This is a genomic window from Bacillus cereus group sp. BceL291, from assembly GCF_051776705.1.
Classification (GTDB): Bacteria; Bacillota; Bacilli; order Bacillales; family Bacillaceae_G; genus Bacillus_A; species Bacillus_A cereus.
Genome location: NZ_JBPWAP010000024.1, coordinates 1 through 15,656, shown reverse-complemented (window position 1 = coordinate 15,656; position 15,656 = coordinate 1). Strand labels below are relative to the sequence as shown.

Here is a 15,656-nt window from a genome sequence, read left to right as displayed (position 1 = left end):
CCATCAATTTGATTACCCTTTTTCAAATTGATGGTTTTTATTTTTGAAATAAATATGTATTTTTTTATGAAAATATTTTTTGACCCCCATAAAACTTTGTACTCCTCCGAATATGTATAGTGAAAAAAATAAATAGAAGAAAAATGACTATGAAAGAATATAGAAGTATTAATAAAATTACTAGATTAAGTGGCATCCAAAATGGAAGGATGAAATTACCAATTATATAGAGAAGAGTTATTCAAGAATTGCAGATAAAATAGAAAGAGAATAAGCAAAACGAACGGTAGAAAATAAGAAAGTAGATAAAAATACAAACTTAACTTTAGTGCCGAGAGAAAAGGAAAATTATTAAGAAAACGTTGGGAAAAGTTAGACTCGAAAAATATAACTAACAGCAAGAAAACAAGACCGAAGAAAAGTACCAAGAAAATCTGGTTAAATGGTCACTTGTGTAGTGGCCATTTTGCTATTTGAAGGAGGCTGGGAGATTACAAGTGTTGAGTTTAGTAATGAAGATCTTAAGAAAACCGAAAATAGAAGATATCGTATGTAACATACAAAACAACGAAGAAGACAAAGAAGCGTTTATCGTACAGTATCAGCCTTTTATTAGAAAATCAATCTCATCTGTCTGCCGTCGATATATTACAGAACAGGATGATGAATATAGCATTGGATTGTTTGCTTTTAACGAAGCAATTGAACAGTATTCCTATACAAAAGGAAAATCCTTTTTAGCGTTTGCTGATCTTCTTATAAAAAGAGATGTAATTGACTATATACGTAAGGAGTCTAAACATAACTTTGTCTTTTTAAAAGAAGATGAGCAAGAGGAAATGTTAGAAATGCAAGTGTCGCTTACGGAGTATATGAAAGAGATGGAAAATAGTAACCGTAAGGAGGAAATTCTTCATTTTCAAAGTGTGCTAGCTGAGTTTAAAATCACATTCTCAGAGCTTGCTAAAGAATCTCCTAAGCATCGTGATACACGTGAGCACTTAATAGAAATTGTGAAAATAATTATAAAAGAAGAGGAAATGATGGAAGAGCTGTTCCGAAAGAAAAAGTTACCGCTTAAACAGATTGAACCGCGTGTTAGGGTAAGTCGTAAAACGTTGGAACGACATAGAAAATACATTATTGCAATGTGTATTATTTTTGCAAACAACTATACATATATTCTGGATTACATAAGAGGGGAAAAGCATGATGAATAAAGGAATTGTGATGGATATAAAAAAGCATAGCGTAGTTGTTTTAACACCAAATGGAGAGTTTATTACGTGTAAAAGAAAAGGGGATTCTTGCATAATCGGGGAGGAAATCTCGTTTGATGAGCAAGAACAAAAAGCATCGCATTTTTCGATTCCTTCCTTTTTAAAGCCTGCATCAATACTTGTTGCTTGTTTTCTATTTGCAGTGCTGTTTTTCTACAACCAACCAGAAGAAAAAGTATTTGCTTACGTCTCAGTTGATATAAATCCAAGTTTAGAGGTGAGCGTAACAAAGGATTTTCGTGTTATAGATTTGCAGGCTTGTAATGATGATGGAAGGCGTATTTTAAAAGAATTGAAGCAATGGGAAAATAAACAATTACAAGAAGTAATACGTACTATTATAAAGCAAAGTCAAGAGGATAAGTATTTAACGAATGATAAGCAAGTTATGCTAACAGCTGTTGCAAAGGACAAGGCACTAGAACCACTTTTGGAAAAGGCAATGAAAGAATTAAAGAAAGAATATGAGCTAAAACATATTACAGTTGAATATCAAAGTAGCACAATGCAAATACGAGAGAATGCTAGAAAAGCTGGAATTGGCACAGGTGTTTATATAAAGCAAGAGAATGAGAAGAACAAATCACTTACGCCTCCTGTCACTCCGTCTAATCCGGTGGAAAACGAAGAAGAGGTGCAATCACACCCGGAGTCATCTCCTGATGCAACACTGGATTTGTCTCCTGTAAAAGAAAAAAAATATGAAAAGCAAGAGCAGAAAGAACAAAAGAAAACAGAGGAACAGCCATCGAAGCAAATAAAAGAAAACAATGGAAGAGGATCTCAGCAAGAAAATAGAGGGAATCAACAGGAGAATAACAGTAGAGAATCTCAACAAGGAAATAATGGAAAACAGCAAGAGAACAACGGAAGAGGATCACAACAAGGGAATAATGGAAATGGGCAAGGGAACAACGGAAGAGGATCACAACAAGGAAATAATGGAAATGGGCAAGGGAACAATGGAAGAGGATCACAACAAGGGAATAATGGAAACAAGCAAGGGAACAACGGAAGAGGATCTCAACAGGGGAATAATGGAAATGGGCAAGGGGACAATGGAAGAGGGTCTCAACAAGGAAATAATGGAAATGAGCAAGAGAACAATGGAAGAGGGTCTCAACAAGGGAATAATGGAAATGGGCAAGGGAACAATGGAAGAAATCCTCAACAAGGAAATAATGGGAATCAGCAAGGGAACAATGGAAGAGGATCTCAACAAGGGAATAATGGAAATGGGCAAGGGAACAATGGAAGAGGATCCCAGAAAGAAAATGACGGAAACGAGCAAGGGAACAATGGTAGGGGGTCTCAACAAGAAAATAGGGGCCACCAGCAAGGGAATGAAAAGAAGAATCAATAGAATATGGAAGTGAGAGATTCACTTCAAAGCTAAAAGGATTTATTCCGCTATTTGCTGGGCAGCCCGATTGGTGAGGGCTGATGATTAGTGGGGGGATGAACAAAACCCCCACTGATTAAAGTTGCACTTTAATATTCTATAGTTCTATTAAGAAGGAGTATGTGAAAAATATAATGGAGAAAAACATTCAAAAAGAGAAAGATAAAGAAAAACCTGTTTTTTATGATCCGAAAGGAAGGAGAAACATAGCCTTTATTTGGTTTCTATGTATCTCAATAGTTAGTGTAAGTGTTGTATTTTCTGAGGGGAAGCAATATTTATTTTACAATAAAAATGGTGAGACATTATGTTAAGCTAATCCTTTAGTTTCGGATTAAAGTTTTTTTATATTTTTTTAAAATGACGGACACAAAAACGCATATACCTCCGAATTATATATATGGATAACATAAATATGTATATAAAAGGGGAGAAATAAGATGAAAGAAAAAAAAGAAATGTTTCAAGAAATCGCTGAGGTGTTAAAGGTATTGGCGCATCCAGTTCGTCTATCTTTAGTAAAAATAATGCTTGCAAAAGGTCCTACTAATGTAACAACAATGTATGGGGATTTACAAATGCCTCAAAGTACAATTAGTCAACATTTATCTAAACTAAAAGCTGCTAAAATGGTTACAGGTACTCGGAAAGGATTAGAAATTTATTATGAGGTAACTGACAATCGCACAAAATCAATATTAGCATGTTTAGTTTAAATGATGATTTCTATTTCAAAATAAAAAGCGCTATTCTTTTCTATGATTTTACAGAGAGAATAGCGTTTTTTATTTTTAAGGAGTATCTTTTTATATGCCTATAGAATGGAGTGAAAGGTTTATGGGTTTAAATGTACCTACTATTACCTTAGGTTCTAATGCGTCTAATAATGAAAAAATTCTCGGTTTAGGGGTGCTTCTTTATAGCTTACGTACAATTGAGATTAGAAAAAGTAGAGCGAGCGTTTAATGAGGCGGAAGTAGTGTTTATATGCGAAACTTTATAGAAATCTCATTCTTCTAATTGTATCTTTTTAGATTGATGGATGTGGGGTCACGTCCATCAATCTAAGAAAACAAGTTAGCTAAAAAATGATGAAAATAAACTTTATAGAAATAAAAAATATGAACGTAGAGGATTAAACAAAGTATATAGTGCTTTTTTAGTCATGTAATCTTTTAATCTGATGATCTTTTCCCCATTCAAACAGATTATCCATTATTTGCATTAAAGATTTTCCGTATTCACTTAGTGTGTACTCAACCTTTGGTGGAACTTCTTGATATACGGTACGATAGATAATCCCATCAGCTTCAAGTTGCCGAAGTTGTTGTGTAAGAACCTTTTGTGTAATGTTTGGGATTTCTCGTTTAATTTCATTTGTTCGCATTTTTCCATCCGACAAAATACATAAAATATGAACTTTCCATTTTCCACCGATTACATCGAGTGTTGTTGCAATTGGGCAATTATCATTTTGATTCATATAACACCTCCACAGGTACTTTAAGGTTCCTATAGCACTTTAAAGTACGTACTTTTCAATTATATGTGACTCATTCATACTAATACGTAAAGGGTTGAATAATTTATAAAGGGGATGAAAAAAGATGAAAACACTTGTAATTGTAGCACATCCTGATATTGAAAAATCAAAAATTAATAAAAGATGGATTGAAGAACTTGAGAAATATTCGGATGAAATTACGGTGCATGAATTGTATAAAGTGGCACCGAATTGGGAGTTTAATATTGAAGAAGAGCAAAAGTTATTAGTAGAACATGACAGATATATATTTCAATTTCCGCTTTACTGGTACAGCTCACCACCATTATTAAAAAAATGGTTCGATGATGTATTAACATATGGATTTGCGTACGGATCTAAAGGTGATAAAGTGAAGGGGAAAGAATTTGGTGTAGCTATTTCTATAGGTGGATTAGAAAAAGACTATGAAAATAGTGGAATTACAATGGATGAGTTGACGAAACCATTCCAAGCTACATGCTTATACACAGGTATGGAATTTATACCTTCCTTTTATTTATATGGTGCAGAATATAAACTAAGTGATGAAGAGATTGATAAAAGTGCACCTGAGTATGTGCAATATGTGATGAACAAGAAGTATTCTAATATATAATGAAAAATAGCCATTTACTTGTAAAGTAAATGGCTATTTTATATTCTTTTTATATTCACTAAGTGTAATCTTTAGTAAATTAATAGTTAATCTGGTAAAATAAAAAACCTAACATATATAAAGGGGAGTTTTACTTGAGAACGATGCAAAAATTACTACAAAAAAGAGCAATGCAATCACCAAATTTGGAAGCGCTTGTAGGGGGGAAGAAAAGATATTCGTTTCAGCAATATAATGAACGAGTAAATCAGTTTGCACATTATTTGTTACATAATGGTGTGCAAAGAGGAGATCGTATAGGAATACTATGCAAAAATAATCACCCATTTCCAAGCGTTATGATGGCAAGTTTAAAAATTGGAGCGGTATTTATTCCGCTAAATCATCAGCTGACTGTTTATGAATTAGAAACGATTGTAAAAGAAGCGAAATTAAAAGTGTTAGTTATTGATGAAGAATTTAGTGAAGTGTTATTAAAGGTTGATGCTGTTAAAGAAATTCCTTATGTAATTCAAACAACAAAAGAAGGCTTTGGTTCATTTGAATTAGAGTTGCAAAAACAGCCAACGACAGAACCGAACGTAGAAGTTCATGAAGAAGACGATGCCATTTACTTGTTTACATCAGGAACGACTGGACAGGCAAAAGCATGTGTAATTGGACATAAAAACTTACATCATTATTTTGCTGAAATTGCGGGACAAAGAGAAATCCCAGCAGGTGAACGCTTTTTATCTGTGCATCCATTGTTTCATATGAGTGGCGTGCTTTCTATTTTAAATTGTATTTATCATGGCGTTACGATGATCTTCTTAGCTGATTCGAATCCTGCTCTTATTTGGGATAAGATTGAAGAAGAGAAAATTACTACGATGCTTGCTTTCCCAGCCGTTTATAGTTACATGCTTGATGAACTAAATAAAAAACAACGTAACATTTCAACCTTTAAAGTAGCACAAAGCGGTGGTACAAAAGTGCCAGAAACACTCATTCAAAAATATATGGAAAAAGGCATATATATGGTGCAAGGCTATGGTAGTACAGAAGGTTGGGTTGTAACCTCATGGCATCCAATGATGGGAAAAGAAAAGATGTCTTCTGTAGGAAAGACCTTGAAAAATGTAGAGGTGAAAATTGTTCACCCGGAAACAGGACATGAACTAACAACAAATGAAGTTGGAGAGATTCATGTGAAAAGTCCATACATGTTTAAAGGATATTGGAATAATGAAAAGGCGACAAAGAAGGTAGTAAAAGATAACTGGTTTAACATGGGCGATGCTGGCATGATAGATGATGATGGATTCCTGCATATTATGGGAAGATATAAAGACGTTATTATACGCGGTGGTGACAACGTATATCCAGATCAGGTAGAAGATGTTATTCATGAAATACATGGTGTTTTAGAAGTTGCAGTAGTTGGAGTTCCAGATGACTTTTGGGGAGAGGTTCCAAGAGCTTACATTGTGAAGGATGGCGAAACAACATTAACAGAAGAAAGTATTCTTCAGTATTGTAAAGAGAAGTTAGCAAGTTACAAAATTCCAGAAGTGGTATTCTTAGAAGAGTTACCGAAAAATGCTTTAGGGAAAGTGTTAAAGAGGGAATTAAGAGAAAATGTACTTGTAAAATAAAAAACTATTAGATAATGAGGAATCCAGTTATGCTTTGTACATAACTGGATTTTTTGTTTATGGTTCTGTTAGTAGATATCATAAAGATTTTAAAAATTTTGTGTTTTTGGTGTAATATTGAAAATAAAGGGATCTAACTAATTTCAGTACAAGGGGGAGAAAAGATGGCTATAAAATTAGAAACTGAGCATTTATGTATAGAACCTTTTACCAATGATGATGTTTTTAGAATTAAAGAATTGGCTAATGACAAGGAATTAGCTAATATTCTTGGGCTTCCGCATCCATATAAATTGGAGTTCGCGCAAGATTGGGTTGATATGCAACCAGAACTTATTAGGAAAGGAATCGAATATCCTTTAGGAATTGTCTCTAAAGAATCAAGAGAAATTGTAGGTACAATTACACTAAGAATTGACAAGGGTAACAATAGAGGTGAACTTGGTTATTGGATTGGTAAGAATTATTGGGGAAAGGGTTTTGCAACTGAGGCTGTAAACAGAATGATTCAATTTGGCTTTATCGAATTAGGTCTAAACAAAATTTGGGCATCTGCCATTTCCAGAAATAGATCGTCGATTAAAGTATTAGAGAAGTCGGGTTTACGTAAAGAAGGCACATTGAGACAAAATAGACTTTTATTAAATACATATGAAGATGTTGATGTTTATGGAATATTAAAGACAGAATACAACGTTTTAAATTACAGATAAGTTTGGTAGTGTGATGACAAAAGGAAACCCTTTAGAACAGGGTTTCCTTTTGTATTTTAATAGAAGCATGTTTATCAAAAACATAATAATTTACTAGATTTTGTATTTTGTGTAAGATAATAAAGAATATTCAAATATTGATCAAGGGAAGAGATGTAAATGAAGCTGCCGCTATTACAGATAGAGACAGAGAGACTCATGATCCGTCCGTTCCAAAATGATGATTATGAAAGTTGGTTAGATGGATTTAATAAGAGGCTGCCATCTCAGTATAAATACGACGATGGTTATCAAGTTATGGCATCATCAACAAAAGAATGGTTCACGGAATGGATTAGAGGATTTGATGAAGCAGCACATCGAGATGAGATGTATGTATTAGGTATTTTTCGTAAAGAAGATGGGGCTAATATTGGAAAGCTAGAGCTAATAAAAATTTTACGTATGGACTATCAATGGGCGATGATGGGATACTCCATACATAATCAATATTGGAGAAATGGATATGGCATGGAAAGTGTGAAAGCTGCGATCTCATTATTTTTTAATCGTCTTCATTTTCATAGAATCGAGTTACATATACGTGTTGATAATGAGCCATCCGTTCGTCTTGCGGAAAGAGCAGGTTTTTCTTTTGAATGCAAGAGAGAGGCGTTTTCTTTAGAGAATGGTGAGTGGATGGATTTTCTTATTTATTTTAAAAATAAGGAGATGGATATATGAGGGTTCTAATTACAGGTGGAAATCGAGGGTTAGGGTTACAGTTAGTAAAAGTATTTCATGAAAATGGGCATATTGTTTATCCGTTAGTTAGAACTAAGATTGCGGTAACGCAATTGAAGCAAATGTTTAGTTGTAGATGTTTTCCTATATTGGCAGACTTATCGGCTGATGAGAGTACGGAGCAAATTAAGAAACAGCTTGAGGAATATACAGAGTATATTGATCTAGTTATAAATAACGCTGGCATTACTGGAAAGGAAACTGAGATTTTACATACAAATTCAGAAGAGTTAACGGACTTATTTAATATTCATTGCTTAGGTGTCATTCGAGTTGTAAAAGGTACATATGTGTCTTTAGCTAAATCGAATCATCCGAGAATCATAAATGTGTCTTCTCGATTAGGTTCATTGCATAAAATGGCGAACAAAGAGTTTCCACAAGGTCAGTTCTCATATTCATATCGAATTGCTAAAGCTGCACAAAATATGTTAACACTCTGCTTACAACAAGAGTTTGAGAATAAAGGAATTCGTGTAACTGCCATTCACCCTGGAAAATTAAAGACTGACATTGGTGCTTTTGATGCGAATATGACTCCGGCAGAAGGAGCAAAAAATATATATGATTGGGTAAGAGGTTCAAACGAGGATGCTTCAGGGAAGTTTATTGAGCCAGGTGTAGGTGAATTAAAGTGGTGATATACGATCTTGCAATCATTCAGAATCTATTTGGGCCCTCTAAAAAAGTGTTAAATGGCTTACCAAAGGCAGTAACGATTGAAGAAATAGAAGAAGATGTTTTGTATAACGTACAAACATATAAAGAAAAGATAAGTAGATTGGAACAGGTTTGTTTTAATTGGGAGTTAAAAAGAGCGAGTATTGTATTAAACAAAAGGTTTAGTAGTTATAACTCAAGTGTGAAAGTGTTACTTGATGCCGGTTTTTCTTTGTATGCCGCAAAGATAGAAGTATGTAGAGAATTGAACAATGTAGAAGAGCTTGAAAGACAATATACATATCGATCAATAGCAGAAGGAACGTTATCGGAAAAAGAATTTAAATATATTTGGGAACAATGTATGTCGGGTTCAGGGAATCAAACTTCAATTTTAACTATCAATGAACATTTTTATTCAGTGCAAACAGAGTTAGGTACGGGCTGGGAAAAGTCATGTATTGTTTTTTATGATAAAAATGAGCCGATTGGTATGTCCATACCGCATATAGAAACTGGAACAGAAAGTGAAGGACGGTTATTTTATTTTGGGGTAATGCCTTATTATCGGGGGAAAGGAATTGCTTCCCATATGCATTTTCAATCGTTGCATATGTTAAAGAAAATAGGGGCTACTTATTACATTGGAAGCACACATACTTCAAATGAAAAGATGCAGAGGATATTTTGGAGAAATAATTGTTCGTTGAAAACGGAGATAGAGCTGTATTATAAAATCTTTAAAGAAGGTTAGGAGAAAAGAAAATGAAGACTATAAATGTATTTCATTACGACGCATTTACGAATAAACCAAATAAGGGAAATCCAGCAGGTATTGTATTAGAAGCAGATGGATTAACGGAAGAGGAAATGCAAATTATTGCTGAAAAAGTTGGATATAACGAAACAACTTTTGTTCTTTCCTCAGAAGTAGGAGATATAAGAATGCGCTATTTTACACCTGGTTTTGAAATGGATTTATGTGGTCATGGGACAGTAGGGACGATATTTGCCTTGCGCGAAAAAGGTTTATTAGAAGAGAAAAGTAACCTTACGATTGAAACGAAGGCTGGGATTTTACCGATACAAATAGGTGTAAATGAAAATGGAGAAACCTTTATTAAAATGAGACAGGCAGCACCTCAGTTTAAAGAATTTACAGGTTCAACAGAAGAATTAGCTCATAGTATCGGTTTAGAAGTAAATGATTTAGATGTAAGTTTACCGATTGTATATGGAAGTACCGGTAATTGGACTGTAATTGTACCGATTAAAAATCTTAATGCATGTGAGAGAATGAAACCTAATAATGCTGCATTTCCATCAGTATTAAAAGAAATACCTAATGCTTCTATTCACCCAATTTGTCTAGAAACTTATGATGAACTAGCACAAATGCACGGCCGTCATTTTTCATCAGCTTACGCTGGGACGATTGAAGATCCAGTGACAGGAACAGCTTCAGGTGTAATGGGAGCGTATTATGTGGAGTATTTAGAGAAAGGTTTTGAACATGAATTGGGTTTAATCGTTGAGCAAGGACAGGAAATAAATAAAGATGGTCGTGTAACTGTTTATGTAACGAAAGGGATAGAAAACGAAAAGTTACAAATAGATATTGCTGGAACAGCGGTGTATGTGAAAGAGTTTGAAGTTTCAATATAAAGTGAAACTTTAATCAGTGGGGTCTTACTGCCCGGTGAATAGCGGGATAAAAAGAAAGCCCGGAATACATCCGGACTTTCATTATCTGTTCAATACTTCAATGTACGAAGCATTTCCAGTTGTTCTTAAAGCGGAGCGGAAATTATTATTTTCTAACGCCTTAGCAACTTGTTGTAACTGCTGTGCATCATCATGATGAATAAGTAAGCTGTCAGCACCGCTTTCCTCTATATGAATGTGTTCGACATTTCCGATTGCATCATGTACAGCTTTTAAAAATTCAGGTTTCATATTGTCCTCCTATATGTATGTAACGTTGTAATTTAGTATTTCCTTATTTATGAAATATAAAAGTAAATGAAAGGAGAAATAAAAATGAATATAAAGCAGTTTAATGAACATATAACATCACTATTTGGAGAGCATCTTCATAAATATGGCGATGATGAATATGGTTTTACTTATATAAGTAAAGATGAATTTCACAAAATCGGTTACACAACAAATTTAACGTTAGAAACTATTGAAGAAGCGTATCGAAATGGAGTCGATATGATAGTTACACATCATGCGCCGTGGAGTTTTTTATTTGGTATGGAAGAGGCTTGTATTGAGAAATTGAAGCAATATGAAATGAATCATTTTTGGATTCATTTGCCGTTAGATTTTGTAAAGTTTGGCACGTGTACATCGTTATTTAACGCAATTGGGATAGATACAATACTGGAATATTCAACCTATGAGGAAGAAGAACTACCGGGAATAGGAGAATATAAAGAAGCGATTCCTTTTTCAAACTTAGTTGGAAAACTTGAAGAAAAAATGGAAGAGAAAGTGAAGAGCTGGAGAAATCACGATAAACCAGTAAAACGGATTGCGATCTTAACCGGTGCAGGAAACAATACAAATTTGATTGAACGTGCATTAGAAAAAGGATGTGACACGTACATAACAGGTGAAAAAACATTATATACAGTGCAACATGCGAAATTTAAAGGAATTAATTTAATTGTAGGCAGTCATACGTTTACAGAAGTGTTTGGTGTAGAAAGTTTGGTTCTTAAGTTAAAAGAAAGAGATAATTCAATAGAAATTACTAGATTAAATGAAGATCATTTGGAGTGAAGAAATCACATCGCATTACCATAAATGGAATGAACTTTATGATGGAATATTGAAGGAAGCAGTTGAAATGAAATAAAATTATCTTTTGTTATATTAAGATTTTTAGGAGGAATTCCCTTATGTTTGTCAAATAATAGTAAAGTTGTCTTTTGAATTAAGGAAATATTCGGAGTTGAAGGGTGAGAGAATGGACATTTCAATAATCACTGCACAACTAGTTAAGGAAAAAGTTATTTCACATTATCCAAATAGCGTAAAAGCATTAAACGGGGGAACGACAAGTACTATATATTTGTTAGATGAACAATACGTTATAAAGTTGAATGAATCGGATGTCATACGTGAAGAAGCTTATTTTCTTCAGTTTTATAAAAAGGACGAATTATTTCCAAAGCTTTTATATAAGGAACCTTTAAATCGCTATATTGTTTACTCATTCCTTGAGGGCACAACTTCTTGCAAACTAGGCCATAAACGGAGTGTTCTTAGTAAACTTGTAAAGGAAGTTATCAATAAGTATGAAGTAGCTACAGAGGTTGATGGCTGGGGATGGAAAGAAAGCCCAGTTCAATCTTGGAATGAATTTTTAACGACAAATGTGATGGAAGCTCATGAAAATGTAAGACGTTACATAAGTGAGGAAGAGTATAGAACGGTTTTTAAGTTAGCAAATAGTCCAAGTAGGGGGACTGGAATAAATCAGCCATTTTTATTGCATGGTGATCTTGGATTTCATAATTTTATATTTCAAGAGAATAAACTGCACGGTGTAATTGATCCTTTACCAGTGTTAGGAGATCCTATATATGATTTAATTTATGCGTTCTGTTCAACCCCGGAAGATTTAACAAAAGAAACAATCGATTATGCGATGAAACAATGTGTATTTCATAAAAAAGACCGTGATTTATATGAAGAAATAGTCATAGGATTATATTTGCGTATAGATACGTGTTTACGGCACCACCCGAAAGATTTAGAAGATTATTTAGCAGCTTGGCGTTATTGGATGGGTGAGGTTGAGGTGACTTTATAGCACAAATATTTTTGGGGAGATAGTGAGATGAATGTTGCAGAAGCGAAAAAGGATTTACTGTAATTCCATTGTCAGTTACAGTTGTTTATTTACTTACTTTTATAAGTTTATTAATTGAAAATAAAAAAGTAGATTATTATCAACAAAAATCAGTTTAATAAAAATATAGGGATAGGGGGAATTATGATGAAAAATTACGTTTGTACAACGTGCGGTGTGCAGTATGCAGCGAGTGTAGAGGAACCGGTGAGTTGTCATATTTGTGATGAAGAGAGGCAATATGTGAATCCGAAAGGGCAGTCTTGGACGACTTTAGAAAATTTGCAAACAGATGATACATATAAAAATGTAATAATCGAAGAGGAAAATGGACTTTATAGTATTACGACAAAACCAGGATTTGCGATCGGTCAAACGGCATTTATAGTGAAAACAGAGTCATATCGTTTACTATGGGACTGTATTACGTATTTAGATGAAACGACAATTGCGAAAATAAAAGAGCTTGGTGGATTAGATGCGATTGCATTGTCTCATCCTCATTATTATTCAACGCAAGTAGAATGGGCAGAGACATTTGATGTACCAATTTATATACATGAAGATGATAAAGAATGGGTGATGCGCCCAAGTAGTCGTATTATTTATTGGTCTGGTGAGTCTTTACAATTAGCGGATGGGATTACTGTACATCGTCTTGGAGGACATTTTAGTGGTGGTTCTGTATTGCATTGGGAAGAAGGTAATGATGGAAAAGGGATTTTGTTAACAGGTGATATTATTCAAGTTGTAGCGGATGAGCGGTGGGTAAGTTTTATGTATAGCTATCCAAACTTAATTCCATTACCAGCGAGAAAAGTGGAAGAAATGGTGAACCGAGTGAAGCCGTTACAGTTTAATCGTTTATACAATGCTTTTCATCGAGTAGTAAAAGAAAATGCAGATGAGGCAGTTGAACGTTCTGCTGAAAGATATATAAAAGCAATAGAAGGAAAGTTGTTTCATACGTAAAAGGAGAGTAGCTTAATGAAAACGTTAGTATGCTTTGGAGATAGTATTACAGCTGATGAAACATTTTTTGATGGAATGCCGAGATTAACACCACGTTTGCAAGAGATGTTTCCGAAGTGGAAAGTAGTGAATGCAGGTGTTCCAGGGGATAATACATTCGATGCGTTAAATAGGATTGAAGAAGATGTAATATCATATAAACCAGATTTCGTAACAGTTTTTCTTGGTACGAATGATGCGGTTTCTTTTTCTCAAGTGTCATTACAAGCATATAAAGAAAACTTAGAGAAGATTGTGAACCATATTTCATCAGATAAAGTACTACTGATTAGTCCTGCACCAGTTGATGAAGAAAGACAGCGTAATAGAACAAATAGAGTGCTTGGTCAGTATGCAGACGTGGTGGAGAAAGTGGCGAGGGAAACAGGAAGTTATTTTCTAAACGTATTCGCTGAAATGATTCAAGAACGGGATTATAAAAGATTTGTAGAAAATGGTGAAAAAGATGGATTACACTTTGGACCAGAAGGCTATGAGTATGTAGCGAGGTTAATTGGTGAAAAGTTAAAAGGAATTTTATAAGTAGCAAAGCACTTAGTGTTTTGCTTTTTCTTGTTTTTTTGCAGTCTATAAACTTATTCACCGCTGTAATTTGCACAGATAATTTGTTTTTTTATATGCGTAAAAGGTTAGCTCTGTTTTAAAGTAATATAAATTTATTTTTAAAAATTTATATTTCGTAGTTGAAAATCAATAAAGGTGTAACTATAATAGTTACAGTGAGTTTGTTATTTTGAAATATACACATTGAATTACAAGAATGAAAGGAGTTTTTATGTAAATCAAAAAGTTATAAAAATCTATTAATTTTTATAATAAGATAAAAAGCTTTTCGGTTCATACACATTATTAAATATGTTAATTCTAATAGAAAACTAGAGGTGGAAAGATGAAAAATTTTAAAGGTATGTTGATATCATCACTTGCAATTACAACTTTTGCTGGGGTAGGTACGACATTTGTAACAAATACAGTATATGCTGCTAATGACAATTCTAGTAAAATACTAGTTCGTTCTAATAAGAGTATAAATACAACAACTAGCTCGAGATTGCCTGTATTATCAGTCAATCCTTATGATGAACCTAGATTTTCGAGACAGGGATATCTTGAAGAGGCACCTTTAGGAATTAATGCTCCTTATGCTTGGGGAATTAAAGGAGGAGATGGTCAAGGAGCAACTTTTGTAGATTTGGAAGAAGGCTGGTTATTAAATCATGAAGATTTAGTCGGTCAAAATATTGAATTTATGTCTGGAAAAATGAGTAATGATCTTTCTCATGGTACTTCAGTTCTAGGTGTTGTTTCTGCAGCTGACAATCGGATTGGGAACATTGGGATTGCACCAAAAGCAAAGGCAAAAGTAATTTCAGTGATCCGAGATAATGGGAGAATCGATGTAAGAGATGCTATTTTAAGTGCCGTAGATTCTTTACAGGCTGGAGATGTTTTATTAATAGAGGAATCCTTTAAATATGATGGATATGGAGATGACCCTTTACCAGTAGAAGTATACCCGAGTATATTTAACGCAATTCGCAAAGGTACAGATAAAGGCATTATTATTGTAGAAGCAGCTGGTAATGGTGGGATTGATTTAGATGAATTTAAAGACCGTAATGGTAAACAGATTTTAAATCGAAATAGTCCAGACTTTAAAGATTCAGGAGCTATTATAGTTGGAGCATCTACTGCAAGAGTTCCTCATAAACGTTTAGGTTTCTCTAACTATGGTAGTAGAATTGATGTATATGGTTGGGGAGAGTATGTTGACACATTAGATACATATCAAAATCAAAATAGTAAAGGACAAAAAGTTACAGATCAGAGTATAATGAATCGTTATACTTCTAATTTCCGTGGTACTTCTAGCGCTTCGCCTATAATCGCTGGGGCTGCTGTATCAATTCAAGGGATTGCTAAAGAACATTTAGGTAAGGCATATACACCAAAAGAATTGAGAGCAATTTTAAGTAATCCTAATACAGGCACAAAGTCTAATGACCCATCATCTGATAAAATAGGGGTTTTACCACATGCCCATCAACTTAAGAATCTAGACTACCCCCAAGTGTAAAAAAACGTTATTCTTTCTAAAAAGCTAACTAGAAAGGATGACGTTTTTTATGAATCTTTCGATTCA

17 protein-coding genes and 3 pseudogenes are annotated in these 15,656 nt (G+C 34.0%); 18 read left to right on the top strand and 2 right to left on the bottom strand.

Annotated elements, in window-relative coordinates; translation table 11 throughout:
- Positions 1 to 497 precede the first annotated feature (497 nt).
- The 5 genes and pseudogenes from sigI (at position 498) to ACS2CR_RS16495 (ending at position 3,648) form a co-directional block, all read left to right on the top strand.
- Positions 498 to 1,220, top strand: coding sequence for an RNA polymerase sigma factor SigI (gene sigI / locus ACS2CR_RS16515; RefSeq protein WP_002101143.1), 723 nt, complete (start codon positions 498 to 500; stop codon positions 1,218 to 1,220).
- On the top strand, positions 1,210 to 2,643 hold the full coding sequence (locus ACS2CR_RS16510) for an anti-sigma factor domain-containing protein (RefSeq protein ID WP_074643710.1): 1,434 nt from the start codon (positions 1,210 to 1,212) through the stop codon (positions 2,641 to 2,643). The genes sigI and ACS2CR_RS16510 overlap by 11 nt, the downstream gene beginning before the upstream one ends.
- A 173-nt stretch (positions 2,644 to 2,816) precedes the next feature.
- Positions 2,817 to 2,942, top strand: a pseudogene (locus ACS2CR_RS16505) (glycosyl hydrolase family 18 protein); the annotation flags it as partial.
- A 180-nt stretch (positions 2,943 to 3,122) separates the two neighbouring features.
- Positions 3,123 to 3,398, top strand: coding sequence for an ArsR/SmtB family transcription factor (locus ACS2CR_RS16500; protein ID WP_000660066.1), 276 nt, complete (start codon positions 3,123 to 3,125; stop codon positions 3,396 to 3,398).
- A gap of 94 nt (positions 3,399 to 3,492) precedes the next feature.
- Positions 3,493 to 3,648 carry a hypothetical protein gene (locus ACS2CR_RS16495; protein ID WP_001121202.1) on the top strand — a complete coding sequence of 52 codons (156 nt, stop codon included), beginning with the start codon at positions 3,493 to 3,495 and terminating at the stop codon, positions 3,646 to 3,648.
- Positions 3,649 to 3,841: 193 nt separating this feature from the next.
- Here the strand turns inward: ACS2CR_RS16495 and ACS2CR_RS16490 are convergent, their stop codons facing one another.
- Entirely contained in the window at positions 3,842 to 4,165 is a 324-nt protein-coding gene (locus tag ACS2CR_RS16490) for a winged helix-turn-helix transcriptional regulator (protein ID WP_001072981.1), read from the bottom strand.
- A gap of 124 nt (positions 4,166 to 4,289) precedes the next feature.
- On the opposite strand from ACS2CR_RS16490, the gene ACS2CR_RS16485 reads away from it, so the two are divergent.
- The 7 genes from ACS2CR_RS16485 to ACS2CR_RS16455 all read left to right on the top strand — a co-directional run bounded on the left by ACS2CR_RS16485 (position 4,290) and on the right by ACS2CR_RS16455 (position 10,281).
- A complete protein-coding gene (locus tag ACS2CR_RS16485) occupies positions 4,290 to 4,823 on the top strand; it encodes an NAD(P)H-dependent oxidoreductase (protein ID WP_000855231.1) in 534 nt (177 codons plus the stop codon).
- A gap of 143 nt (positions 4,824 to 4,966) precedes the next feature.
- The gene (locus ACS2CR_RS16480) at positions 4,967 to 6,460 is read left to right on the top strand and encodes a class I adenylate-forming enzyme family protein (protein ID WP_074643721.1); all 1,494 of its coding nucleotides are present in this window, start codon (positions 4,967 to 4,969) and stop codon (positions 6,458 to 6,460) included.
- Between the two features lie 164 nt (positions 6,461 to 6,624).
- Positions 6,625 to 7,173, top strand: coding sequence for a GNAT family N-acetyltransferase (locus ACS2CR_RS16475; RefSeq protein WP_000985518.1), 549 nt, complete (start codon positions 6,625 to 6,627; stop codon positions 7,171 to 7,173).
- Positions 7,174 to 7,332: 159 nt separating this feature from the next.
- Positions 7,333 to 7,896 carry a GNAT family N-acetyltransferase gene (locus ACS2CR_RS16470; RefSeq protein WP_000775351.1) on the top strand — a complete coding sequence of 188 codons (564 nt, stop codon included), beginning with the start codon at positions 7,333 to 7,335 and terminating at the stop codon, positions 7,894 to 7,896.
- The gene (locus ACS2CR_RS16465; RefSeq protein ID WP_053512635.1) at positions 7,893 to 8,597 is read left to right on the top strand and encodes an SDR family NAD(P)-dependent oxidoreductase; all 705 of its coding nucleotides are present in this window, start codon (positions 7,893 to 7,895) and stop codon (positions 8,595 to 8,597) included. Before ACS2CR_RS16470 ends, ACS2CR_RS16465 begins: the two co-directional genes overlap by 4 nt.
- Complete coding sequence (locus ACS2CR_RS16460) at positions 8,594 to 9,370, top strand: GNAT family N-acetyltransferase (RefSeq protein ID WP_053512634.1); 777 nt, start codon at positions 8,594 to 8,596, stop codon at positions 9,368 to 9,370. The genes ACS2CR_RS16465 and ACS2CR_RS16460 overlap by 4 nt, the downstream gene beginning before the upstream one ends.
- An 11-nt stretch (positions 9,371 to 9,381) precedes the next feature.
- Positions 9,382 to 10,281, top strand: a complete 900-nt coding sequence (locus ACS2CR_RS16455) for a PhzF family phenazine biosynthesis isomerase (RefSeq protein ID WP_000849318.1) — start codon at positions 9,382 to 9,384, stop codon at positions 10,279 to 10,281.
- A gap of 81 nt (positions 10,282 to 10,362) precedes the next feature.
- Here ACS2CR_RS16455 and ACS2CR_RS16450 read toward each other — a convergent pair whose 3' ends face one another.
- A complete protein-coding gene (locus ACS2CR_RS16450; RefSeq protein ID WP_000801651.1) occupies positions 10,363 to 10,572 on the bottom strand; it encodes a hypothetical protein in 210 nt (69 codons plus the stop codon).
- Positions 10,573 to 10,656: 84 nt separating this feature from the next.
- Here ACS2CR_RS16450 and ACS2CR_RS16445 point away from each other — a divergent pair, with 84 nt between their 5' ends.
- The 6 genes and pseudogenes from ACS2CR_RS16445 to ACS2CR_RS16420 form a co-directional block, all read left to right on the top strand.
- A complete protein-coding gene (locus tag ACS2CR_RS16445; protein WP_001022446.1) occupies positions 10,657 to 11,406 on the top strand; it encodes a Nif3-like dinuclear metal center hexameric protein in 750 nt (249 codons plus the stop codon).
- A gap of 187 nt (positions 11,407 to 11,593) precedes the next feature.
- Positions 11,594 to 12,442 (top strand): phosphotransferase, encoded by an 849-nt coding sequence (locus tag ACS2CR_RS16440; protein WP_000355251.1) that lies wholly within the window; start codon positions 11,594 to 11,596, stop codon positions 12,440 to 12,442.
- A gap of 41 nt (positions 12,443 to 12,483) precedes the next feature.
- Positions 12,484 to 12,600, top strand: a pseudogene (locus tag ACS2CR_RS16435) (DUF7010 family protein); the annotation flags it as partial.
- Between the two features lie 25 nt (positions 12,601 to 12,625).
- Positions 12,626 to 13,453 (top strand): MBL fold metallo-hydrolase, encoded by an 828-nt coding sequence (locus tag ACS2CR_RS16430; RefSeq protein ID WP_080024542.1) that lies wholly within the window; start codon positions 12,626 to 12,628, stop codon positions 13,451 to 13,453.
- A gap of 15 nt (positions 13,454 to 13,468) precedes the next feature.
- The gene (locus ACS2CR_RS16425) at positions 13,469 to 14,035 is read left to right on the top strand and encodes an SGNH/GDSL hydrolase family protein (RefSeq protein ID WP_000855202.1); all 567 of its coding nucleotides are present in this window, start codon (positions 13,469 to 13,471) and stop codon (positions 14,033 to 14,035) included.
- Between the two features lie 367 nt (positions 14,036 to 14,402).
- Positions 14,403 to 15,578 (top strand): annotated as a pseudogene (locus ACS2CR_RS16420) (S8 family peptidase); the annotation flags it as partial.
- Positions 15,579 to 15,656 lie beyond the last annotated feature (78 nt).